This is a genomic window from Notoacmeibacter ruber (genome assembly GCF_003668555.1).
GTDB classification, from domain to species: Bacteria; Pseudomonadota; Alphaproteobacteria; order Rhizobiales; family Rhizobiaceae; genus Notoacmeibacter; species Notoacmeibacter ruber.
The window spans coordinates 535633-557194 of sequence record NZ_RCWN01000001.1; the positions used below are offsets into that span (position 1 = coordinate 535633).

General features: G+C 61.3%; 19 protein-coding genes. 12 read left to right on the plus strand and 7 right to left on the minus strand.

Translation table 11 applies throughout. The features are described from left to right. Window positions 1-4: 4 nt before the first annotated feature. Window positions 5-937, minus strand: a complete 933-nt coding sequence (locus tag D8780_RS02520; RefSeq protein WP_121644217.1) for a LysR family transcriptional regulator — start codon at window positions 935-937, stop codon at window positions 5-7. Window positions 938-976: 39 nt separating this feature from the next. Here D8780_RS02520 and D8780_RS02525 point away from each other — a divergent pair, with 39 nt between their 5' ends. The 5 genes from D8780_RS02525 (at window position 977) to ggpS (ending at window position 7582) form a co-directional block, all read left to right on the plus strand. Next, the gene (locus D8780_RS02525; protein ID WP_121644218.1) at window positions 977-2539 is read left to right on the plus strand and encodes an FAD-binding oxidoreductase; all 1563 of its coding nucleotides are present in this window, start codon (window positions 977-979) and stop codon (window positions 2537-2539) included. After that, a complete protein-coding gene (gene glcE, locus D8780_RS02530; protein WP_245412229.1) occupies window positions 2536-3759 on the plus strand; it encodes a glycolate oxidase subunit GlcE in 1224 nt (407 codons plus the stop codon). Before D8780_RS02525 ends, glcE begins: the two co-directional genes overlap by 4 nt. 8 nt (window positions 3760-3767) lie before the next feature. Continuing rightward, window positions 3768-5132, plus strand: coding sequence for a glycolate oxidase subunit GlcF (gene glcF, locus D8780_RS02535; protein ID WP_121644219.1), 1365 nt, complete (start codon window positions 3768-3770; stop codon window positions 5130-5132). Between the two features lie 150 nt (window positions 5133-5282). Then, complete coding sequence (locus tag D8780_RS02540; protein WP_121644220.1) at window positions 5283-6056, plus strand: HAD-IIB family hydrolase; 774 nt, start codon at window positions 5283-5285, stop codon at window positions 6054-6056. A gap of 17 nt (window positions 6057-6073) precedes the next feature. Next, a complete protein-coding gene (gene ggpS / locus D8780_RS02545; protein WP_121644221.1) occupies window positions 6074-7582 on the plus strand; it encodes a glucosylglycerol-phosphate synthase in 1509 nt (502 codons plus the stop codon). On the opposite strand, the gene D8780_RS02550 is transcribed toward ggpS, so the two are convergent. Then, complete coding sequence (locus D8780_RS02550; RefSeq protein WP_121644222.1) at window positions 7579-8379, minus strand: L,D-transpeptidase; 801 nt, start codon at window positions 8377-8379, stop codon at window positions 7579-7581. The two genes, ggpS and D8780_RS02550, sit on opposite strands and share 4 nt — an antisense overlap. Window positions 8380-8629: 250 nt before the next feature. Between D8780_RS02550 and D8780_RS02555 the strand changes: the two genes are divergently transcribed. The 6 genes from D8780_RS02555 to D8780_RS02580 all read left to right on the plus strand — a co-directional run bounded on the left by D8780_RS02555 (window position 8630) and on the right by D8780_RS02580 (window position 16492). Beyond that, the gene (locus tag D8780_RS02555) at window positions 8630-9271 is read left to right on the plus strand and encodes a DNA-3-methyladenine glycosylase I (protein WP_121644223.1); all 642 of its coding nucleotides are present in this window, start codon (window positions 8630-8632) and stop codon (window positions 9269-9271) included. A 187-nt stretch (window positions 9272-9458) separates the two neighbouring features. Further along, on the plus strand, window positions 9459-9917 hold the full coding sequence (locus D8780_RS02560; protein WP_121644224.1) for a BA14K family protein: 459 nt from the start codon (window positions 9459-9461) through the stop codon (window positions 9915-9917). 163 nt (window positions 9918-10080) lie between these two features. After that, the gene (gene hisS, locus D8780_RS02565) at window positions 10081-11736 is read left to right on the plus strand and encodes a histidine--tRNA ligase (RefSeq protein WP_121644225.1); all 1656 of its coding nucleotides are present in this window, start codon (window positions 10081-10083) and stop codon (window positions 11734-11736) included. A gap of 15 nt (window positions 11737-11751) precedes the next feature. Then, on the plus strand, window positions 11752-12870 hold the full coding sequence (locus D8780_RS02570) for an ATP phosphoribosyltransferase regulatory subunit (RefSeq protein ID WP_121644226.1): 1119 nt from the start codon (window positions 11752-11754) through the stop codon (window positions 12868-12870). Continuing rightward, complete coding sequence (hisG, locus tag D8780_RS02575; protein WP_121644227.1) at window positions 12867-13568, plus strand: ATP phosphoribosyltransferase; 702 nt, start codon at window positions 12867-12869, stop codon at window positions 13566-13568. The genes D8780_RS02570 and hisG overlap by 4 nt, the downstream gene beginning before the upstream one ends. Before the next feature lie 188 nt (window positions 13569-13756). Beyond that, a complete protein-coding gene (locus D8780_RS02580) occupies window positions 13757-16492 on the plus strand; it encodes a DUF2339 domain-containing protein (protein ID WP_121644228.1) in 2736 nt (911 codons plus the stop codon). 38 nt (window positions 16493-16530) lie between these two features. Here D8780_RS02580 and D8780_RS02585 read toward each other — a convergent pair whose 3' ends face one another. After that, complete coding sequence (locus D8780_RS02585) at window positions 16531-16935, minus strand: DoxX family protein (protein ID WP_121644229.1); 405 nt, start codon at window positions 16933-16935, stop codon at window positions 16531-16533. Between the two features lie 102 nt (window positions 16936-17037). Next, a complete protein-coding gene (locus tag D8780_RS02590) occupies window positions 17038-17817 on the minus strand; it encodes a sulfite exporter TauE/SafE family protein (protein ID WP_121644230.1) in 780 nt (259 codons plus the stop codon). 245 nt (window positions 17818-18062) lie between these two features. Here D8780_RS02590 and D8780_RS02595 point away from each other — a divergent pair, with 245 nt between their 5' ends. Further along, window positions 18063-18365 (plus strand): chorismate mutase, encoded by a 303-nt coding sequence (locus tag D8780_RS02595; RefSeq protein ID WP_121644231.1) that lies wholly within the window; start codon window positions 18063-18065, stop codon window positions 18363-18365. Window positions 18366-18413: 48 nt separating this feature from the next. Here D8780_RS02595 and D8780_RS02600 read toward each other — a convergent pair whose 3' ends face one another. From D8780_RS02600 to groES, 3 genes are all read right to left on the minus strand, one after another. After that, window positions 18414-19376 (minus strand): OmpA family protein, encoded by a 963-nt coding sequence (locus tag D8780_RS02600; protein ID WP_121644232.1) that lies wholly within the window; start codon window positions 19374-19376, stop codon window positions 18414-18416. A gap of 163 nt (window positions 19377-19539) precedes the next feature. Then, a complete protein-coding gene (groL, locus tag D8780_RS02605) occupies window positions 19540-21183 on the minus strand; it encodes a chaperonin GroEL (RefSeq protein WP_121644233.1) in 1644 nt (547 codons plus the stop codon). A gap of 70 nt (window positions 21184-21253) precedes the next feature. Then, complete coding sequence (groES, locus tag D8780_RS02610; RefSeq protein ID WP_121644234.1) at window positions 21254-21550, minus strand: co-chaperone GroES; 297 nt, start codon at window positions 21548-21550, stop codon at window positions 21254-21256. Window positions 21551-21562: the final 12 nt, after the last annotated feature.

The window sequence follows — 21562 nt, forward strand, 5'->3', positions numbered from 1 at the left end:
TGCGCTATTCCGCCGCTGCGGTGTAGAGCGCGTCTCCCGGATTGTCCCAGTAGGGCTCCGGGCCATAAAGATCGGCAAGATAGTCTATGAAGAGACGCACCTTTATCGGCAGGAAGCGCCGGGAGGGATAGACGGCGTGCAAGCCGATATGTTTGGAAGCGCCCCATTCCGGCAGCACGTGGACAAGGTCGCCTTTGGCCAGTTCCGGCCCGACATCCCAGGTCGAGCGAAGGGCAATTCCCATGCCGGCGACGACCGCTTCGCGCAGTACCTCGGATGAATTTGTCGAGAGAGGGCCATCGGGGCGAAACGCCCTGATCTCGCCATCGGGGCCCTCGAGCCGCCACACCTCGCCATTATGCGGCGGAAGGCAGATGTGCTCGTCGAGATCGTCGAACGTTTGCGGTTGTCCATGCTTGGAAATATAGGCGGGCGACGCGACCAGAACGCGTTTGACGTCGGCAAGGCGGCGCGCCACCAGCGAGCTGTCGGGCAATTCGGCGATCCTGATGGCCAGATCGAAACCCTCTGCAACGATATCCACGAATTCGTCCGACAAGACCAGATTGATCGACAGATCCGTATGCGCTTCCATGAAGCTCGTCAGATGAGGCGCGATATGCATTCGTCCGAAAGATGTCGGTGCCGATATTTTCAGCGTTCCCTTGGCCTGCGCGGAGCGCCGGGAGACAAAGGCCTCCGCCTCCTCGACCGCAGCGAGGACGGCGACGATGCGTTCATAGAAGCCTTGGCCGGCTTCGGTCAGTGCAATCTGCCGGGTTGTCCGCTGCAAAAGGCGCGTCCCCAGCCGGTCTTCCAGCTTGCGAAGTCGCTTTGAGACGACAGCCGGCGAAAGACCCAGTTCGCGACCGGCCGCAGACAGCGAACCCGCTGATACAACGTGCGAAAAGATCTCCAGCTCTTCCGTGGGCGTCATCGTGGGACCTGACCTGAGCGCACGCTGCACTTTCGTTCAATGGAGTTTCCGGCTGCCAGATGTTCTGTTAGTGTTTCGCACGGCAGATCAGATGGAGGATTTACCCTGTCGAGCATCCAGTTTCTCAAGCCCGATCCCTCCATTCTCGCGCGACGGGACGACATCGTTTCCAGTCTGCGATCGGTATTGGCAGGCGAGGCTGTCATCTCCGATCCGGTAGAGCTGCGCGCTTTCGAAACCGATGGTTTTACGGCTTACCGCCGCGTACCGCTTGCGGTTGCCCTGCCATCGACGACCGAAGAGGTGGCAGCAGTGATGAAAGCGCTGGCCCGGCAAAAGGTTCCGGTCGTGGCGCGAGGGGCGGGCACCTCTCTTTGCGGTGGCGCGATACCTCAGGAAGACGCGGTGATCGTTTCTCTGACGCGGATGAATCGGATTCTCGAGATCGACTATCCGAACCGTCTGGCGCGCGTTCAGGCAGGAGTCACCAATCTGTCGATCTCCGATGCCGTCGCCGCAGACGGCTTCTTCTACGCCCCGGATCCCTCGAGCCAGCTCGCCTGTACGATTGGCGGCAATATCGGCATGAATTCCGGCGGCGCGCATTGCCTGAAATACGGTGTAACGACCAATAATCTGCTCGGTGTGACGATCGTCCTCTATGATGGCACGGTGGTGCGATTGGGCGAGGGCGAACTGGATTCCGCCGGCCTCGATCTGCTCGGACTTGTCTGCGGCTCGGAAGGACAGCTTGGACTTGTGACGGAGGCCCTTGTCCGGCTGGTGGCCAAGCCGGCAGGCGCGCAGCCTGTTCTGTTCGGCTTCGGAAGCTCGGAAAAGGCGGGCGATTGCGTGGCCGACGTCATTGCCGCCGGCATCATTCCGGTTGCCATCGAATTCATGGACAAGGAGGCGATCGCGATCTGCGAGGCCTTCGCCCAGGCCGGCTATCCACTCGATGCCGAGGCGCTTCTGATCGTCGAGGTAGAGGGCTCCGACAAGGAGATGGCCGATCAACTCGGGCGGATTGTCGAGATCGCCAGAAAGCACGATGTCGAGACGATAAAGGAAAGCCAGAGCGCCACGGAAGCCGCCTTGATCTGGAAGGGTCGGAAAAGCGCTTTCGGCGCGACGGGGCGCATTGCCGACTATATCTGCATGGACGGGACGGTGCCTCTCAGCCAGCTTGCCTATGTGCTGAAAGAGACCGGCGAGATCGTCAAGCGATACGGCCTTCGGGCGGCCAATGTCTTCCATGCGGGCGACGGCAATATGCATCCGCTCATTCTTTATGATGTGAACGATCCTGAAGAGCGTGAAAAGGCGGAGGCCGCCGGCATGGATGTGCTGCGCCTCTGCGTCGATGCAGGCGGATGTCTGACGGGCGAACATGGCGTCGGCATCGAAAAGCGCGAATTGATGACCCATCAATATGATGAGGTCGATCTGAATCACATGAAGGCTGTCCGGTCGGCGTTCGATCCCAACTGGGTCCTCAACCCCTCCAAGGTCTTTCCACTGGCGGGGCAGGGCGAGACCGATGGCGGCAAGCCCATGACCTCGCCTCTGGGCCATGACGAACCCATGGAAGCGGCTGAATGATCCCCGATAGCGAATTCGGCCGCATCGTCGAGCCGTCGGACGAAGGCGAACTGGCGGCGGCTGTTCGTGATGCCCGGGAGAATGGAACGCCCCTGGCGATCACCGGCGGTGGGACGCGGCCGATCGGCCGCCCGGTCGATGCACTCGCGACGGTCTCGACCACCAAGCTCTCGGGTATCACTGCCTATTCCGCAAATGAAATGGTCGCGACGGTTCGGGCCGGCACGCCCCTTTCGGAACTCCAGGCCGCTTTGGACGACGCCAATCAGCGGCTGGTCTTCGAGCCCATCGATCACCGCGATCTGTTGGGCACCGAGGGCACCCCGACGGTGGGCGGAATGGTGGCGGTCAATGCTTCCGGCCCGCGGCGTTTCGTGGCCGGCGCGTGCCGTGACAGCCTTTTAGGCGTCCGCTTCGTCAATGGCAATGGAGAGGTCGTCAAGAATGGCGGCCGCGTCATGAAAAACGTGACGGGCCTCGACCTTGTGAAGCCGATGGCTGGAAGTCACGGAACGCTCGGCATCATGAGCGAAGTGACGTTGAAGGTGCAGCCCCGGCCGGAAACGGAAGCGACGCTGGCGCTGCGCGGTTTGCTGGATGTCGACGCGATATCCGTGCTTGCCCATGCCATGGCCACACCCAATGAGGTGACAGGCGCGGCCCATCTTCCGGAGCTTGTCGCTGGTAGCGTTCTGGATGGCGAGCTTGGCTCTGGCCCCGCGACCCTTCTGCGGATCGAGGGCTTTGCGGCCTCGGTCGGCGAGCGATCGGAAAAGTTGAAGGCCATGTTTGCCAGCCTCGGCGATATCGAGGATATCGATGCGGATCGGAGCCAAAAGCTCTGGCGTGAAATCCGTGATGTGAAGCCATTTGCCGACCATCGCGAGCGTCCGGTCTGGCGTATTTCGATGAAGCCGTCGGATGCGCATGAGGCGGTGATGGCGCTGCGCATGGAGGCCGGCGCGTCGGCCTTCTACGACTGGCAGGGCGGTCTCGCTTGGGTGCGCATGGAAGGCGGGAATACCATGTCCGGCCTTGTTCGCAAGGCGGTTCAGGACAATGGCGGCGGCCATGCCACGCTGATCCGCGCCACCGATAGCGAACGCCGCTTTGCGGTCCCGTTCCAGCCGCTCGACAAGCCGCTTGCGATACTCGAAAAGCGGGTCCGAGAGGCCTTCGATCCGCAGGGTATCTTCAACCCCGGCCGCATGGTGGCCTGAGGACAGACATGCAGACCAATTTCACAGCCACGCAGCTTGAAGATCCGGCTGTCGCGCATTCGGAAACGATCCTGCGCAAATGCGTTCATTGCGGCTTTTGCACCGCGACCTGCCCGACCTACGTCACGCTGGGCAATGAGCTCGACAGTCCCCGTGGGCGCATCTACCTGATCAAGGACATGCTTGAGAGCGGCCGGGACGCCGACGAAAAGACCGTCACCCATATTGATCGTTGCCTGTCGTGCCTTTCTTGCATGACGACGTGCCCCTCCGGCGTCGATTACATGCATCTTGTCGATCATGCCCGCGCACATATCGAAGAGACCTATAAGCGGCCTTGGCATCAGCGCATGCTGCGCGCCGTTCTCGCAGCCGTTCTGCCCTATCCGTCGCGCTTTCGCCTCGCTCTTCGGGGCGCGCAACTGGGCCGCCCTTTTGCGGGCGTGCTGAACCGTTGGGAAGCAACAAAGCCCTTCACCGCGATGCTGGCGCTGGCGCCCGAAAAGATGCCGCCCCGAAGCGATAGCGCTACGCCGGGAAGCCGGAAGCCGGACGGTCACCTCGCCAGACGTGGCCGCGTCGCCATTCTGACCGGCTGTGCCCAGAGCGTTCTCGATGCCGAGACGAATGCGGCAACCATTCGCCTTCTCAACCGGCTGGGAGTCGAGGTGGTCGTGCCGCGCGGCGAGACCTGCTGCGGCGCGCTCGTTCATCACATGGGCCGTGAGGATGAGGCTCTCTCGTTTGCGCGGCAGAATGTCGATGCCTGGAGCCGCCAGATAGAAGGCGAAGGTCTCGATGCGATCATCATTACAGCCAGCGGATGCGGCACGACGATCAAGGATTACGGTTTCATGTTGCGGCTCGATGAAGCCTATGCCGAGCGTGCGACCAAGGTTTCGGCGCTTGCCAAGGATATCACGGAATATCTTGCTTCGATCGAATTGCCGGCGCCGACCAACGAGACTGGTTTGAACGTCACCTATCATTCGGCGTGTTCGATGCAGCACGGCCAGAAGATCACCGAAACGCCTGTGAAGCTTCTGAAAGCCGCTGGCTTCACTGTTGCCGAGCCGGCAGAGAAGCATCTTTGCTGCGGATCGGCCGGCACTTACAATATCACGCAGCCGGAAATCGCCGGACGCCTGAAGGAGCGAAAGCTCAAAAATCTGAAGGCCACGGCTCCGGAAGTGATCGCAGCGGGTAATATTGGCTGCATCATGCAACTGGCCGGGGAGGCGGGCGTGCCTCTGATCCATACGGTCAAGCTGCTCGATTGGGCCTATGGCGGGCCGAAGCCGGACCACTTGCCAGAGGGCCGCGGGCCTGCGCCGAAGAGCCAGACGAAAGAGCTTCTGGACGAATTATCCTAGCTCATAGGTGTGCCGCCCGGTGGCGACTTGAAATCGTGGCAGGCGCGCCCATCATACTAGGCGAGCCACATTTTCTTGCATTGCAACAGGGTGCACCAGACGACCGATGGTATTGATGACGCATGTTCATTTTCAGAAGAGCGATTGCCGATGAGCGGTTCTTCCGACTGGCGTTTCGTTCTCGCGACGGATCTCGACGGCACATTTCTGGGCGGGTCGGAAGACGACCGGCTGGCGCTCTACAGATGGATCGAGGCGCGCCGCGACGATGTCGGCCTGATTTTCGTGACGGGCCGCGATCCGCGCTTCATCGCCGACCTTTGTGACGACACGCCGGTGCCATGGCCGGACTTCGTGGTGGGCGATGTCGGAACGACGATCGCCGAGGTCACCGACGGGCAGGGCGAAGAACGCATCGCCTTCATGCTCGATCTGGAAAAGCATATCGCCATGCAGTGGGACGACGCGGGCGACAGGGTTCGCGAGGCTCTCTCCGACGCGCCCGGCCTGACCGAGCAGGAGACCGAATTTCGGCACCGCCTTTCCTTCGATTATGATCCGCAGACCTATCATCCGGCCGCGCGCCAGAAGATCGAGGAAATGGGTTTCGACGTGATCATATCCGATGATCGCTTCTTCGATGTCTTGCCGAAAGGCGTTTCCAAGGGGCCGAGCCTGCTGCGCCTCATCGACCATCTCGGGATGGACCGGGATCGCGTTCTCGTCGCTGGCGATACGATGAATGATCTGTCGATGTTCCGCACCGGTTTGCACGGCGCCGTGGTAGGCGGAGCGGAGAAGCCGCTTCTCGAGGCCACCAACGGTATCGAGAAGGTGCGGCAGTGCGATCGCATCGGCGCTGGTGGCATTGCCGAGGCGATCATGGCCTTTTCGCTTCATCCCGTACCGATCGAAGTTAAGTAGAAACAGGAGCAATCCGTATGAAATCCGACCTCGTCATCGTCTATCACCGCCAGCCTTACGAGGAGGTGGAGCACGAAGACGGCACGGTGGAACTGGTCGAGAACAAGAGCCCCAACGGCATCGTGCCGACCCTCAAGGGCTTTCTCGGGCGGGCGGAGCATGCCTCTTGGGTTGCCTGGAAATATGCCGACGACCCGGTCAATCCGCAGTTCGAAAGAACGGTCGAGATCAGCGACACCTACGGCGACTACAGCGTGACGCGCCTGCCATTGACCCGCAATCAGGTCGCAAGTTTCTATCATATCTCATCGAAGGAAGCCTTCTGGCCGATCCTGCACGGCTTCAAGGAACGCTATAATTACGATCCGGTCGACTGGCCGACCTTCCGGGAGGTGAACTGGGCCTTTGCCGAAGCTGCGGCCGAGGAGGCCTCGGATGAGGCGGTGATCTGGGTCCATGACTATAATCTCTGGCTCGTGCCGGCCTACATCCGCCGCCTCAAGCCGAATGCCAAGATTGCTTTCTTCCACCACACGCCGTTCCCCGCGCCGGATATGTTCAACGTCCTGCCGTGGCGCGAGGAGATCATACGCAGCCTTCTGGAATGCGATGCCGTCGGTTTTCACATCCCGCGCTATGCGCGAAACTTCCTGGCGTGCTGCCGCTCGCAGACCAGCGCCCGGACGGCGGAGGAGCGGGCAACGGAGCCTGCGCTGGTGAAGAAGGATTCCACCGCGCTTTCGGAGCGGGTGACGCCGGTTTCGATCGAGTTCAAGGGACGTAAGGTGCTCGTCGACGTCAATCCGGTCGGCGTCAATTACGATTACATCACCGAACTCTCCCAGCGCGACGAAGTCCAGGAGAAGGTCGCCGAGATCAAGGAGAGCCTCGGCGATTGCAAGCTGGTCGTGTCCATCTCTCGAACGGATTATACCAAGGGCAATATCGAACAGCTCGAAACCTTCGAACGGTTTCTCCGCGATCGGCCGGAATGGCGGGGCAGGGTCCGGCTGATGCTTGTTTCGGTGGCGTCGAACCGCAACATGGCGGCGTATGAGGAAATTCAGAACCGGATTGAGGAATTGACCGGCCGCATCAACGGCACCTTCGGCAATTTCGAGTGGCAGCCGGTTTCACTCATGTCGACCGCCATCCCGCTGGAGGATCTCGTCGCCTATTACCGCGCGGCCGATGTGTGCTCCATCACGCCGCTCGCCGACGGGTTGAACCTTGTCTGTTCGGAATATTGCGTTGCCCAGAGCGAAGAGCAGCCCGGCGTTCTTATCCTCTCGGAATTCGCCGGGGCCGCCGTACTTCTCGACGGCGCTATTCCGGTCAATCCGTTCTCTCACCGCTCCATGGACCGTGCGCTTGAACAGGCGCTCTCCATGGGCCCGACCGAACGGGCCGAGCGCATGAAGAAGCTGAAGGCAAGCGCCGGACGCTTCACGAACGCCAACTGGACAGACAAGGAACTGGAGCTCTTCGAGGCGCTGCGCAACGGCGCCAGCGAAATCGAGGACTAGCGCACCACGACCTTCGTTCCGACGCCAACCTTGGTGTAGAGGTCGACCACGTCTTCATTGCGCATGCGAATGCAGCCGGAGGAGACGTTCTGACCGATCGTCCATGGCGCGTTGGTTCCGTGAATACGATAGAGAGTGGAGCCGAGATAAAGCGCCCGAGCGCCGAGCGGGTTTGAGGGGCCGCCGGCCATCCAGACCGGCAGTTCGCGGCCTTTCTTTCGCTCGCGCGCAATCATCTCCGCCGGCGGGCGCCATTCCGGCCATTCCTTCTTGCGGCTGATCTTGTGCGTTCCGCTCCATTCGAAGCCCGGCTTGCTGACGCCGACGCCGTAGCGCTTGGCCTTGCCGCCGCTCATGACGAGATAGAGAAAGCGGTTCGAGGTATTGATCTCGATCGTGCCGGGGGCCTGACTGCCAGGATAATCGACTATTTGAGGCAGATAGCGTGGGTCCATGGCGCGTTTGGCGGGCGGCACCGATGCCGCTGCGATGGAAGAGCGCTGCGCTGGGACGGCAAGCGCCGTCTGCCGCTCATAGAGACGATCCGGCTGACGCGGGGCAGCGCGGCGTGTTGGCACCGGCAGCGCCCGGCGGGACGGAGCGGGCCGCATGACATAGCCGCGCGCACGGCCTGCGGAGCGGCCCGGCAGGGCACGAGGCTGCAACTGCATGATCCAGGGTTCGGCGACCGCGCGACTGACCTTGACCGGTTGCTGGGCATAGGCTCCGCCTGATTGCAGCGTTGCTGCCAATGCGAGGGAAGCGATCAGGGCTGACAGTCTGAACGATTTGAACATACGCAACTCTTCAACATCATGGCGAGCGGCAAAGGGCCGTTCGCCGGCGCTCCCGAACCGGGGCGCGGGTTTCCGTGCTATGAGGGTGATCGTCGGACCGAGTCGAACCGGTTAAAAACACTGCCTAAAATATGAAATATCGAGGAAAGCGCTGCGAAGGGTTAGGGCCTGCTTTCCAAAAACGGTAAAGACAGTCTGAAGCCGGATCGGCTGTTTCAGAACGGTACAGATTGAGCGAACGGGAGTCTTCATGCCGGAGAATGGTCTGCGAAAGGGAGAGGACGGCGTCTGTCGCTGCGCATGGGTCGGCGACGATCCGCTTTACAGGCGCTATCATGATGAGGAGTGGGGCCGCCCGGTCGGCGATGATGACCGTCTGTTCGAAAAAATCGTGCTGGAAGGCTTTCAGTCGGGGCTCTCCTGGCTGACGATCCTGAAGAAGAGAGAGAATTTCCGTGCTGCCTTCGCAGGTTTTCAGCCGAAGAAGGTCGCCGGGTTTGGCGAGGACGACGTGCAGCGGCTGCTGTCCGACGCCGGCATCGTCCGTCATCAGGGTAAGATCCGCTCTGCCATCAACAACGCGCAACGTGCGCTGGAACTTCAGCAGGAGGCCGGCAGCCTGGCAGCGTTTTTCTGGTCGTTCGAACCGCCGCAGGACGAGCGCCCCGAACCCGTGACATGGGACGCGCTGGTCGCCAACCCGTCCACGCCGACCTCCAAAAGACTGGCAAAAGAGTTGAAAAAGCGCGGCTGGAGTTTCGTCGGCCCGACCACGGCATATGCCTTCATGCAGGCGATGGGGCTGGTCAACGACCATATTGAGGGCTGCGATACGCGGCAGCAATGTGCCGACGCGCGAGCGCAATTCTCTTCGCCGGCTGCGGTCGGATGAACGGCAGATGAATGGGCTGTTCCGATCGCGTGCAGGAATGAGCTGTTAAGAATTCCTTCACAGGCGGTTGATCCGCCACCCGGCTTGCCGATGTGCCGAAACAGGTCATCATCAGGGCGAAGCAGGGAACTCCGCCTCTCTCAGTTCGTTACGCAAAAAGAGGGGCACGCTCTATGAGGAGAGAAGAATGAAGAAATTTCTCACGGCGGTATCCCTGTCGGCAGCGATGGCGTTCACTCCCATCGCTACTGCGATGGCCGCTCCGATTTCGGTGCCGACGCAGCCCAAGCTGACCGTCAGCCAGGATGTGGAACAGGTTCGTCACCGCCACCACCGGCGCGGTTTCTACCGCTATAATCGTGGCTATTACTACAATGGCCACCGTGGTTATCGTCATCGCCCGGGCCGGCACTATCGCCGTTACAACGACTTCTGGTTCCCGCTGGCTGCCTTCGGGATCGGTGCCGCGATAACGTCTCAGCCGCGCGTGATCTATCGGGATGCGCCGCGTCGTCATTACCGCAGCGGTTATTCCCGGGCTCACTATCGCTGGTGCGATAATCGTTACCGGTCCTACCGGGCCTCGGACAACACGTTCCAGCCCTATAACGGTCCCCGTCGTCAGTGCTATTCGCCCTACGATTGATCCGTAAAGCCTGAAACAGAAAAGCCCCGCCAGATCGGCGGGGCTTTTTTCATGGCCGGAACGCAGCGTCCTCCGCCTTGCCGTCCATGGGCCTTTTCGCTAGGGGGAAGGCGCGCCTGCGCGGCGTCCCGAACATTCACGTCCGACCCGTTAAGTGATCCCCATGGCCGAGAAGAAAAAGAAGAAGCCCGCCAGACTGAAGGCGCGCCTGCCGCGCGGTTTTGTCGACCGCTCGCCGGACGATATTCGTGCCACGGACCGGATGATGGCCGCTATCAAGCGGGTCTATGAGAGCTATGGCTTTCAGCCGGTCGAAACGCCGATGTTCGAATATACCGATGCGCTCGGCAAGTTCCTGCCCGATCAGGACCGGCCAAACGAAGGCGTCTTTTCGCTGCAGGACGATGACGAGCAGTGGATGAGTCTGCGCTACGACCTCACCGCGCCGCTCGCCCGCCATGTGGCCGAGAACTTTCAGGAATTGAACCTGCCTTACCGCACCTATCGCGCCGGCTGGGTCTTCCGTAATGAAAAGCCCGGCCCCGGCCGCTTCCGCCAGTTCATGCAGTTCGATGCCGATGTGGTCGGCGCGCCAAGCGTCCAGACCGACGCCGAAATGTGCATGATGATGGCCGATACGATGGAAGCGCTCGGCATTCCGCGCGGGCAATACGTCATCCGCGTCAACAACCGCAAAGTGCTGGATGGTGTGATGGAGGCCATTGGCCTCGGTGGGGACGAAAATGCAGGCCGCCGCCTGACCGTTCTTCGCGCCATCGACAAGCTGGATCGCCTCGGCATTGAAGGCGTCCGCCAGCTTCTCGGTGAAGGTCGCTGGGACGGCGGCAAGGAAGGCGAGGGCGATTTCACGCCGGGCGCGGGGTTGGATGAAAGGCAGATTAATAGCTTAGATCGCTGGCTTGGCGTCGGGGCTCATTCAGCGAGCGTAGGTTATCAAACGCCACCTCGAACTGCAGCCAGCAGCGATCACCGCATCAAAAATGAAGGTTCTGAAAATCCATTCTATCCCTATTCGCCTTTACAACTCGACTGGATGAGCGAACTTTTTGAAGATGACTTAGCTGTTTCAGCAGCTTTGTCCGACCTCAAGGCGATGCAGGAAATATTCCAATCATCTGGTTATGGGACGAAGCGGATCATCGTAGACCCCTCCGTCGTCCGTGGCCTTGAATACTACACAGGCCCTGTCTACGAAGCGGAACTCCTCTTCGATGTGACTAACGAAAAGGGCGAGAAGGTACAGTTCGGCTCGGTCGGCGGTGGCGGGCGCTATGACGGGCTCGTCAAGCGTTTCACCGGTCAGGACGTGCCGGCAACCGGCTTTTCCATCGGCGTCTCGCGCCTGATGACCGCGCTCAAGAACCTCGACAAGCTGCCGGATATGGGCAGCGACGCGCCGGTTCTCGTGACCGTAATGGATAAGGGGCGCATCGGCGACTATGCCGCCATGACCAAGGCCCTGCGCGACGGGCTGAATGCCGGGCGGCGCGGCCACAACATCGTGGCGGTCGAGATGTATCAGGGCAACCCCAACAAGTTCGGCAAGCAGTTGCAATATGCCGATCGGCGCGGCTGCCCGCTTGCTATCATCCAAGGCAGCGACGAGATGGAGCGCGGCATCGTGCAGGTGAAGGACCTGATCGAGGGCCGCAAGCAGGCCGCGGCCATTGAAAGCAATGAGGAGTGGCGGGAAGCCCGCCCCGGCCAGTTTGAGGTGGACGTCTCCGATGGTTACGACAAGCTTATCGAGGCGATCCGTGATCGGCTCGCCGAACACGCGTCCGAGCGCGCAGGCTGAGCGGAGCGGGACGGCATGGCTTTACGGCAGATGTTGAGCGCCGCAGAGGCGTTTCTCGAGGAGGCTGGCGCGCAGCGCACCGTGCTGCCGGTCATCCAGCCGGCGGACCCGTTTCTGGACATGGCCGGCGAGGATCTGCGCCGCCGCATCTTCCTGACGGAAAGCGAGACGGGGCAGGCGCTCTGTCTGCGGCCGGAATTCACCATACCTGTCTGCCTCAAACATTTGCAGGAGCGGCCGCCGGAGCCGATCCGCTACGGTCTTTGCGCGCAGGTCTTCCGCCAGCATCGCGATGGCGACAGCGAGTTCTTTCAGGCCGGTATTGAGGATCTCGGCACCGAAGACTGGATCGCTGCCGATGCCCGTGCTCTGGCCGATGCGGCGGGCCTCGTGGCGCGGCTTCGCGGCAGCGATGAGGGCCTTGTCGCGACCCTTGGCGATCAGGCGGTTTTTGCCGCCATTCTGGAAGCGCTCGGCCTGCCGGAAGGGTGGCAGATGCGTCTCCTTCGCGCTTTCGGTCAGCCGAACGCGCTTGCAAACGCGCTGGCGGTCCTGTCTGGCCGTGAAAAGGCTGCCGTGACGGAGGATGACCGCGTCGCTCAATTGCTTCAGTCTGGCGACGATGAAGCGCTGCTTGCTCATGTCGAAGCCTCGATGGCAAGCTCCGGCATATCACCCACGGCGGGGCGTCGGCCCAAAGAGATTGTCGCCCGCCTGAAGGAGCGCGCTGCACTGTCCGCCACTCGCTTGCCGGATGACGCGCTGGCCGCGCTCGAAGCGTTCATCGCACTCCGCGTGCCGCTTGCCGAAGCGGGTCGGGCGCTCAGCGCCTTTGAAGCCGAGGCCGGGATCAACGTTACCGAGCGGATTGAACTCTTCGCCGCAAGGATAGAGGCGATCCGGCTGGCGGGACTCGATCTGGACCGGATCACCTACGATGCGGCCTTCGGTCGTCCGCTCGATTATTACACCGGCCTCGTTTTCGAGATCGGGCTCGAAGGCCACGCCAAGCCTCTTGCGGTCGGCGGCAGATACGATCGGCTTCTGACGCTTCTTGGCGCGGATCGAACGATTCCCGGTGTCGGCTTCGTCGCCTGGCTGGACCGGATCGAACCGCTGGAGGCAGGCCGATGAATGAGACGGTTACGCTCGCATTGCCCTCCAAGGGGCGATTGAAGGAGCAGTCCATCGGCGTTCTTCGCGCTGCCGGTTACGATGTCCGCGAGCCGGAGGATGCGCGCCAGTATCGCGCGCGGGTCGAGGGCACCGAAGGCCTCGAAATCGCTTTTCTCTCGGCATCCGAAATTGCCCGCGAACTGGGCGCCGGCACGGTCGATCTGGGCGTGACCGGCGAGGATCTGGTGCGCGAAAGCCTGCCCGCATGGGATGAAAAGGTTTCTATCGAGGCGCGTCTCGGCTTTGGCCGGGCGGACGTTATCGTCGCGGTGCCGGATTGCTGGTTCGACGTGCGGACCATGGCGGATCTGGATGACGTCGCTGCGCATTTTCGGGCCGGCCACGGGCGGCGGCTGCGCATTGCCACGAAATATTGGCGGCTGACGCAGGACTTCTTCTCGCAGCGCCATGGCATTCAGGTCTACCGGATCGTCGAGAGTCTCGGCGCGACGGAGGGCGCACCCGCCGCCGGCAGCGCCGACGTGATCGTGGATATCACGTCCACCGGTTCGACGCTGCGCGCGAACGATCTGCGGGTCCTGGATGACGGCATTATTCTGGAAAGCGAAGCGTGCCTCGTTGCCAATCGCACCGCTCTGGCGGGGGCGAAGGGCGAACGGATGCGGCAGATTGCCGCGTCCGTTCTTTTTGCGTAGCGCCCTGTCGCTCGGCCTCCGGCTTCCGCCGCGCTAAACGTATCTCGGCAGGATGACACGCCGAAAAGGCTGAAAAGGGCGGCCGGCCAAAGCGATAGCCGACCTTAAGTCTTGGGCTTTCCGTCCGTTTTTCTTTAACGCTTCGCTGGAAGTTTTGGATTTCTGCCGACTTGGGAGCCTTACTCGAAATGTTCGCCTTGCTTGACCTGCTGAGCCTCCTCCTTCCCCTCCTGGTCATCGCTCTTCTCGTTTCCAACAGAAAGCTCAACAGCAGGGTCAATCGGCTTGAGGCAATTATCGCCAGCCAGGCCATGTCTGCCGAATCGGAAACCCGCCAGCCAGCAGAGCCCGCCGAACACGCTGGTCCGGAAAGCACAGCCGAGGCGGAGCCTTCTCCCCAGCCGGAGACCGCGCCGGTATTCGATGAAATCCCCGCCGTAGCCCGAGAAGCAGCCGGGGGAGATTGGCGTCTCGAAGCGATCGCCGCCTCGGGCAAAGAGGGTGCGGCGTCGAAAGGCGGCGATCGCCAACCGGCGAAGGCCGACTTCTTTGAAACCGTTCGCGGCTGGCTGGCGGAGAACTGGTTCTATGCCGTTTCGGCTGTTTCTCTTGCGCTCGCCGGCATCTTCGCCGCGCAATACGCAGCGGAGCATGGCATGTTGGCGCCCTCCGTGCGTGTTTCGCTCGCCGGACTTTTCGGCTTAGCCCTGATCGGTGCGGGCGAAATCATCCGCAGGCGTTTCGGAGATGATAGAAGCGTTGCGACCGCCTATCTGCCATCCGTCTTTTCAGGCGCAGGGCTGGTGACACTGTTCGGCGCCGTGCTTTCGGCAAGGGCGCTCTACGGATTGATCGGCCCGGAAACCACTCTGGCAGGGCTCGTCGCGGTGGCTGCGCTGGCTGTCATTCTCGGCTGGTTCTACGGGCCGCTTCTGGCGGCCATCGGGCTGATCGGTGCCACGGCTGCGCCCTTCCTGGTCGGTGGCCGGCCCGGCGCGCCGTTTGGGCTCTACGGCTATTTCGGTACGCTCAGTCTCGCCGGGCTGGTCATCAATATTCTGCGCAAATGGCGTTTCATCAGCGAGTTATCGCTCTTTCTTCCCTACGGCGCGGCGATTTTCGTCATGCTCAGCCTGGGCGAGCCGATCGCCTTCTGTATGCTTTCGGTCGTCGTGTCTGTCGCCGCCGTCCTGTTCCTTGCCGGATCGACGCAGCCGACTATGGCAGGGGACGCATGGTGGACCGTGGTGACGCGGCGGGTCTCGGCGCACGCTACCTACCGGATCTCGGTCATCGATGTCTTCTGGATCGTCGCCGTGGGCGCCATGTTGATGTCTTCTTTCGTTGAGCCCATGGGCGTCATTGCCGTGGCATTGGCTCTGCTGGTGCTTTTCGCCCTCTCCTCTGCGTGGTGCCGTACCAGCACAGCCCTGTTTGACCTGCCGCTGATTTCCGCGCTTGGTCTGTTCGCGCTGGCGACGATCCATGCTCCGGCAGGCTGGCCGCGACTACACGATTTCGAGGGATCAACGGCCTTTTGGGTATTTGCGTCAATCGCCGGTTCGGCGCTGGCAATGTCGGCGATTGCGGCTCTGCGTTCAGCGCAGGAGGAGGGGCAGGTCGCCCGCGACTGGGCCGTCGGCGCGGCAGCAATCGTTCCTGCCATGGCGACGCTTCTCGAAATTCTATGGACGCCTGCCAATCAACTCGGCGCAGAGAGCTGGGCTTTCGCCTGTCTGGGCGTTGCCCTCGCCGCGACCGCCCTCGCAAAGATCGCCGACCGGACAGATGGTGACGACCGCTTCCGCCCCTCGCTGGCCGCGCTCGTCGCGATGACGATGCTGTCTCTGGCGCTGTTCATTCTGCTCACCAAGGCCGCCCTCAGCGTAGCGCTCGCCGTACTCGTGCTTGGAGCGGTCGTCTTCGACAACCGCTTCCGCCTCCCACAATTGAAAATCTTTGCCGATGCCGCCGTGGCCGTTCTTGTATACCGTTCGGTCGTCGATCCGGGAATTGACTGGGCTCTGAAAACGTCCTGGCCCGAATTTATCCTCGCTTACGGGGTTCCGGCAGGAGCGCTGGCCGGCGCGTGGATGGCGGGCAGGAGCACACTGCGTCCCTTGGAAAAGGCCGTTATCGAGGGCGGTTTTGCCGTACTTGCGGCGACGGGCGTGACGGTCGCGATCATGCGCCTCGTTAAGGCCTTGTCGCCGAGCGCCGATTCTTTCACGCATTGGAGCCTTGGATTGACGGGCGCTGTCTGGCTGATCGTCGGTTTTGCTTCGCTCCGGACAGCGCTCTTCGTTGATGAGCCCGCCGAAAGCGGCTTCAGCACTCGTAAACTCACAGTTTGGTTGCGGAAGGCGATTGCTGGCTGGTCGCTCGTTCTGGCCACGGTTTGTCTGTTATCCGTTCTGACCTTCAACAACCCTCTCGTCACACGGACGGAAGTGATTATCGGCGTCGTGGGATTCAGCTCTCTTCTGCTGGCCTATTTGGTCCCGGCCCTCGTTCTTGTCGCCGCCGCCCGGCTGATCGAAGGGCTGCCCGATCGCGCCCGCCTGGCGGTCTATCTTGGCGGAGCGGTTCTCGCGGCCACCTATATCGGCCTTTCCATTGCACAGGCCTGGCGGGGCAATGTTCTGGCCGGGCGGTCTATGAGCGACGGGGAACTCTGGACCTATACCGTGTTCATGCTATTGACCGGGGCAGGGCTTCTGATGGCCGCCATCCGCCAGCGGTCCGTGCATTTGCGTTACGCCGCCAATGCCGTTCTGGTCGCGGCGATACTCAAGGTGTTCTTGGTGGATGCCAGCGACCTGGACGGTCTCGTCCGGGCCGGCTCTTTCCTCGTGCTCGGGCTTGCGCTCGCCGGCCTCGCCTGGATCAATCGGCGTGCTTCAATGGCTGCGGCATCCGACTGAATGACAGACGCCTCAGTCTATGCCCTTTGGATGGAGCGTCAGCCGCGGTCGACCGAGAAGCGCCCGGCGCCGACGGCGGCAAAGGCCAGATAGCCGCCGGCCATGGCGAGGTTCTTCATGAAGCTGGTGATCTGCTGCTGGTCGTCCGGCTGAAAGTGGAAAACGAAAGCCGTGAAAAGGCAGAAGGCTGCCAAAGCAGCCGCCGTCGAGCGGGTCATGAACCCGATCAGCAGCAGAATGCCGGCCACGGTTTCGAACAGACCTGCCGCCCAGGCCATGATGACCGGATAGGGCAAGCCGACGGACTCGATGTAACCGGCCGTGCCTTCGATCCCCATCAGCTTCTGTATGCCGGTTGCGATAAAAATACCGGCGGCCAGAATGCGCCCTATCAGCAAAAAGACATCATTGTTGGCGCGTTTCGTGGCTAGCGTGTCGGCCATAGCTAAAATGCCCCCTCCATTCAGTGCGTTAGGCGGTCCTGAAAGATCGCAACCACTTATAACGCGGGTCGAGGGCCGGCAATAGGTGCGGTCGTTACCTTTCTATCCAAGCACGCCGAAATATCGGGCAAACTGGTAAATCGCGAGCACGAAGATTAACGTTCCTACACTGCGCAGGAGCACCTTCTCGGGTATCTTTCGGACGAGGATGCCGGCCATTGGGGCGGCCAGCAATCCGCCGACAACAAGTCCGCCGACCGCGCTGAGATTGTCCATCAGATCGCCGGCCTCTTCCCAATGCCCAGTGAGGATGGCCGTGACGAACGAAGCCGAAACGGCCAGCGTGACAAGAAATTCCGTCGTATTGACGGTGCCGATCACATAGCGTGGCGCGCCGCCGGCGCCAAGGAGCCCGGTCGTCACGACAGGTCCCCAGCCACCGCCGCCGACCGCATCGAAAAAGCCGCCCGCAGCGCCGAGCGGCGCGACCACCGCGCCCTGGACCGGCTTGCTCGGAATTTTCTTGAAGGAGCGGAAGAAAAGATAGCTGCCGATGAGAAGCATATAGCCCGCGATGAAGGGGCGCATGACCGATCCGTCGAAAGACGTCAGGACGTAGGTACCGACAACCCCGCCGAGAATGCCGAAAGGGGCGAGGTGCCAGAACAGCTTCCAGTCGATGTTGCGGTTGGCGATGTGCGAAGTACCGGATGCCGCAGTGGTAAAAAGTTCAGCGCCATGGGTTGCGGCCGAGGCCTGTGCGGGTGCGAAACCAAAGGTGAGGAGTGTGGTGGTTGCGACCACGCCGTAGGCCATGCCAAGGGCTCCGTCCACAGCTTGAGCAACGAAGCCGACAAAGGCGAAAATAAGAAAGGTGATCATGAGGCGTGAAGTCCCGATTGAGTTGGTACTTCACACTACACTGGCCGCTAACCGACAGCGCGATAGGTTTTTTCCAAAGAGATTCGGTTGGCAGCAGTTTCGTCGCGTTCTTTGAGCCATTGCCAGCCGAAACCAGCCGTATAATTCGCTAAGGTCTCTGGGGCGGCTTGGACTGATATTCTGCTATTGTGTCACAGGTGGCCTCGCGCAAAAAAGCGCAAATCACGGAATCAAAGGAAATGGCAATGTCGGATCGACGCCTCGCGCAGCAATGTCAGACAATGAAGGAGTTGCGCACGCAGATCGACGTGATCGATGCCGAACTGATGGATCTTCTGGCGCAGCGTGTCACCTATATCGACCGGGCCATCGAACTGAAGCAGATCGAGAAACTGCCCGCGCGCGTCCCTGCTCGGGTTGAGGAAGTGCTCGCGAATGTGCGCCGCACCGCAGCGAACCACGGCTTCGATCCTGATCTTGCCGAGACGATCTGGCATGAAATCATCGAATGGTCGATCGAGCGCGAAAGCAGGGTCATAGCCGACTAACCCTGTTTGGTTGTCGCGTGGGATTGGCCATCAGGCGGAGAAAAAGACCTATTGCTCGAGCTGTTCGACCAGTTCGACACGCCGGTTGAGTTGCCGGCCGGCTTCGTTCTCGTTCGAAGCGAGTGGCGCCAAAGGCCCGACCCCTCCCGAGCGCAGTCGGTCGGCCTCGACGCCATATTGTTCGATGAGAGCGCGGACGATCGATGCGGACCGATCTGCCGATAGCGACATGTTCATATCGAATGAACCGGTATCGTCGGTATGGCCCACCACGTAGAATTTGCCCGGCCGAGCAGCCAGCACCTTGGCGATAATGTCCATGGATGCGGCCGATGAGGGACGGATCGTTGCGCTGCCCGTATCGAACTTGACGCCGTACAGGATCGCCTTTCCAGCCTCCTCAATATCCGCGGTCAGGCTTTCCTCGCTGATCGATACCGTGTCCTCCTCCATGGCGGCGGATGTGGCTTCCTCCATCATATAGATACGCGCCTGGCTGCTCATGATGAGGGTAAACACGGTCTCCTGACCGTCCTTCGAGCGTGACGCGGATATGTAATGCGCGGGAAAGACCGCGATCTTCTGCACGTCGAGCGCCGCATTGCGCTGTGGGTTGTCGAGAAGAGGATAGCCACGCTTCTGGAGGCGGTTGCTTTCGAAAAGCTTCATCAGCGCTTTCTCTTTCGCAGAGAATTGCGGCACCTCGGTATTGACCAGAATGTCGAACCCGGCGGCTTTCAGCGCGTTCTCGAAGCTGCGCTCGATTTCAAGGGGCGATTTTTCCTCGGGCCATTTGAGGACGCCGACCCGAACTTGACCTTCAATCGTGCCGGTCTCGGCATCGTCTTCTCCGACCTCGCGCAGATAGGTCAACCGGTCGAACTCGGATGTGTATTGCGCAATGTAGTCCGAGCCGGCGAAGGGCTGGACGATAGTCTGCTCCTGGGACAGCGCCGGGGCGGCGAAGAGCACGCCGCAGATCAGGGCGCCATGGCGTAGGATGCGGAACATGCCGGCTTCTCCTTCTCATCATTGGTCGGGGAAGCTGAACTTTCGCAAGGGAAGAGGCAAGACAAATTATCTTGATGAGATTTGATCGTGCGCTTCGAACCTAAAGAAAGGGGGCGGCCCGAAGGCCGCCCCCACATCATTTTGGTATTGGCTCGGGCCGGGCTTAGAAGCCCATGCCGCCCATGCCGCCCATATCACCACCCGGCATGGCCGGAGCAGCATCCTTCTTCGGAAGCTCGGCGATCATGGCTTCGGTGGTGACCAGCAGGCCGGCAACCGAAGCTGCGTCCTGAAGGGCCGTGCGAACGACCTTGACCGGGTCGACGATGCCCATGGAGACCATCTCGCCATATTCGCTCGTCTGAGCGTTGTAGCCCCAGGTGCTCGAGCTGTTTTCGAGGATCTTGCCGACCACGATCGAGGCTTCGTCGCCTGCGTTCGTAGCGATCTGGCGAAGCGGAGCCTGAAGGGCGCGGCGAACGATCTGGATACCGGCCACCTGGTCGTCATTCTCGCCCGAAAGGCCTTCCAGAGCCGAGGTCGCACGCAGAAGCGCGACGCCACCACCAGCGACGATGCCTTCTTCCACCGCAGCGCGGGTGGCGTTCAGGGCGTCGTCAACGCGGTCCTTCTTCTCCTTGACTTCCACTTCCGTGGAACCGCCAACGCGGATGACGGCAACGCCGCCGGCCAGCTTGGCGAGACGCTCCTGGAGCTTCTCACGGTCGTAGTCCGAAGAGGTCTCTTCGATCTGCGCCTTGATCTGACCGACGCGGCCCTGAATGTCGTCCTGCGAACCGGCGCCGTCGACGATGGTGGTCTCTTCCTTGGTGATGGAGACCTTCTTCGCCGTGCCAAGCATGTCGAGCGTGACGTTTTCCAGCTTGATGCCGACATCTTCCGAAACGACCGTACCCCCGGTGAGGATCGCGATGTCCTCGAGCATGGCCTTACGGCGGTCGCCGAAGCCCGGAGCCTTGACGGCAGCAATCTTCAGGCCGCCGCGCAGCTTGTTGACGACGAGCGTGGCCAGAGCCTCGCCTTCGACGTCTTCAGCGATGATCAGCAGCGGACGGGAAGACTGAACGACAGCTTCCAGAACCGGCAGCATGGCCTGAAGGTTGGAAAGCTTCTTCTCGTGAAGAAGGATGTACGGATCTTCGAGGTCCGCAATCATCTTCTCGGTGTTGGTCACGAAGTAAGGCGACAGGTAGCCGCGGTCGAACTGCATGCCTTCGACGGTTTCCAGCTCGGTCTCGGCGGTCTTGGACTCTTCGACCGTGATGACGCCTTCATTGCCGACCTTCTGCATCGCCTCGGCGATCATCTGGCCGATCTCCTTCTCGCCATTGGCGGAGATGGTGCCGACCTGGGCAACCTCGTCGGAGGTGGAAATGTCGGCGGCGCTGCCGCGAAGCTGTTCGATGACCTTGGTCACGGCGAGATCGATGCCGCGCTTGAGGTCCATCGGGTTCATGCCGGCGGCGACGGCTTTTGCGCCTTCCTGCACGATAGCCTGTGCCAGCACAGTGGCGGTCGTGGTGCCGTCACCGGCCAGATCGTTGGTCTTGGACGCAACTTCACGGAGCATCTGCGCGCCCATGTTCTCGAACTTGTCCTCAAGCTCGATTTCCTTGGCGACGGAGACGCCGTCCTTGGTGATACGGGGTGCGCCGAACGACTTGTCGATGACGACGTTGCGGCCCTTCGGGCCTAGCGTCACCTTCACCGCGTCGGCGAGGATGTTGACGCCCTTGAGCATGCGCTCGCGGGCATCGCGATTGAATTTAACTTCCTTGGCTGCCATTTTTTCTTCTCTCCTGGGCTCAGAGGCCCTTCAGATCAGGATGTACGGAACGGTTCGTCAGGATGGGGGATCAGGAGACCACGCCCATAATGTCGCTCTCCTTCATGATGAGGAGGTCCTGACCGTTCAGCTTGACTTCGGTGCCACTCCACTTGCCGAAGAGGACGCGATCACCGACTTTGACGTCGAGAGCATTGACCTTGCCGCTGTCATCACGAGCGCCGGGCCCAACGGCCACGACTTCGCCTTCCTGCGGCTTTTCCTTGGCAGTGTCCGGAATGATGATGCCGCCGGCGGTCTTTTCCTCGGATTCGACGCGCTTGACCACGACGCGATCATGAAGCGGACGGAAATTTGTATCGGCCATGTTATTCAAACC

Excerpts from the sequence above, each read along its gene's own strand:
- D8780_RS02520 (WP_121644217.1), bottom strand. The coding sequence starts at position 937 with ATGACGCCCACGGAAGAGCTGGAGATCTTTTCGCACGTTGTATCAGCG.
- D8780_RS02525 (WP_121644218.1), top strand. The coding sequence starts at position 977 with ATGGAGTTTCCGGCTGCCAGATGTTCTGTTAGTGTTTCGCACGGCAGA.
- glcE (WP_245412229.1), top strand. The coding sequence starts at position 2,536 with ATGATCCCCGATAGCGAATTCGGCCGCATCGTCGAGCCGTCGGACGAA.
- glcF (WP_121644219.1), top strand. The coding sequence starts at position 3,768 with ATGCAGACCAATTTCACAGCCACGCAGCTTGAAGATCCGGCTGTCGCG.
- D8780_RS02540 (WP_121644220.1), top strand. The coding sequence starts at position 5,283 with ATGAGCGGTTCTTCCGACTGGCGTTTCGTTCTCGCGACGGATCTCGAC.
- ggpS (WP_121644221.1), top strand. The coding sequence starts at position 6,074 with ATGAAATCCGACCTCGTCATCGTCTATCACCGCCAGCCTTACGAGGAG.
- D8780_RS02550 (WP_121644222.1), bottom strand. The coding sequence starts at position 8,379 with ATGTTCAAATCGTTCAGACTGTCAGCCCTGATCGCTTCCCTCGCATTG.
- D8780_RS02555 (WP_121644223.1), top strand. The coding sequence starts at position 8,630 with ATGCCGGAGAATGGTCTGCGAAAGGGAGAGGACGGCGTCTGTCGCTGC.
- D8780_RS02560 (WP_121644224.1), top strand. The coding sequence starts at position 9,459 with ATGAAGAAATTTCTCACGGCGGTATCCCTGTCGGCAGCGATGGCGTTC.
- hisS (WP_121644225.1), top strand. The coding sequence starts at position 10,081 with ATGGCCGAGAAGAAAAAGAAGAAGCCCGCCAGACTGAAGGCGCGCCTG.
- D8780_RS02570 (WP_121644226.1), top strand. The coding sequence starts at position 11,752 with ATGGCTTTACGGCAGATGTTGAGCGCCGCAGAGGCGTTTCTCGAGGAG.
- hisG (WP_121644227.1), top strand. The coding sequence starts at position 12,867 with ATGAATGAGACGGTTACGCTCGCATTGCCCTCCAAGGGGCGATTGAAG.
- D8780_RS02580 (WP_121644228.1), top strand. The coding sequence starts at position 13,757 with ATGTTCGCCTTGCTTGACCTGCTGAGCCTCCTCCTTCCCCTCCTGGTC.
- D8780_RS02585 (WP_121644229.1), bottom strand. The coding sequence starts at position 16,935 with ATGGCCGACACGCTAGCCACGAAACGCGCCAACAATGATGTCTTTTTG.
- D8780_RS02590 (WP_121644230.1), bottom strand. The coding sequence starts at position 17,817 with ATGATCACCTTTCTTATTTTCGCCTTTGTCGGCTTCGTTGCTCAAGCT.
- D8780_RS02595 (WP_121644231.1), top strand. The coding sequence starts at position 18,063 with ATGTCGGATCGACGCCTCGCGCAGCAATGTCAGACAATGAAGGAGTTG.
- D8780_RS02600 (WP_121644232.1), bottom strand. The coding sequence starts at position 19,376 with ATGTTCCGCATCCTACGCCATGGCGCCCTGATCTGCGGCGTGCTCTTC.
- groL (WP_121644233.1), bottom strand. The coding sequence starts at position 21,183 with ATGGCAGCCAAGGAAGTTAAATTCAATCGCGATGCCCGCGAGCGCATG.
- groES (WP_121644234.1), bottom strand. The coding sequence starts at position 21,550 with ATGGCCGATACAAATTTCCGTCCGCTTCATGATCGCGTCGTGGTCAAG.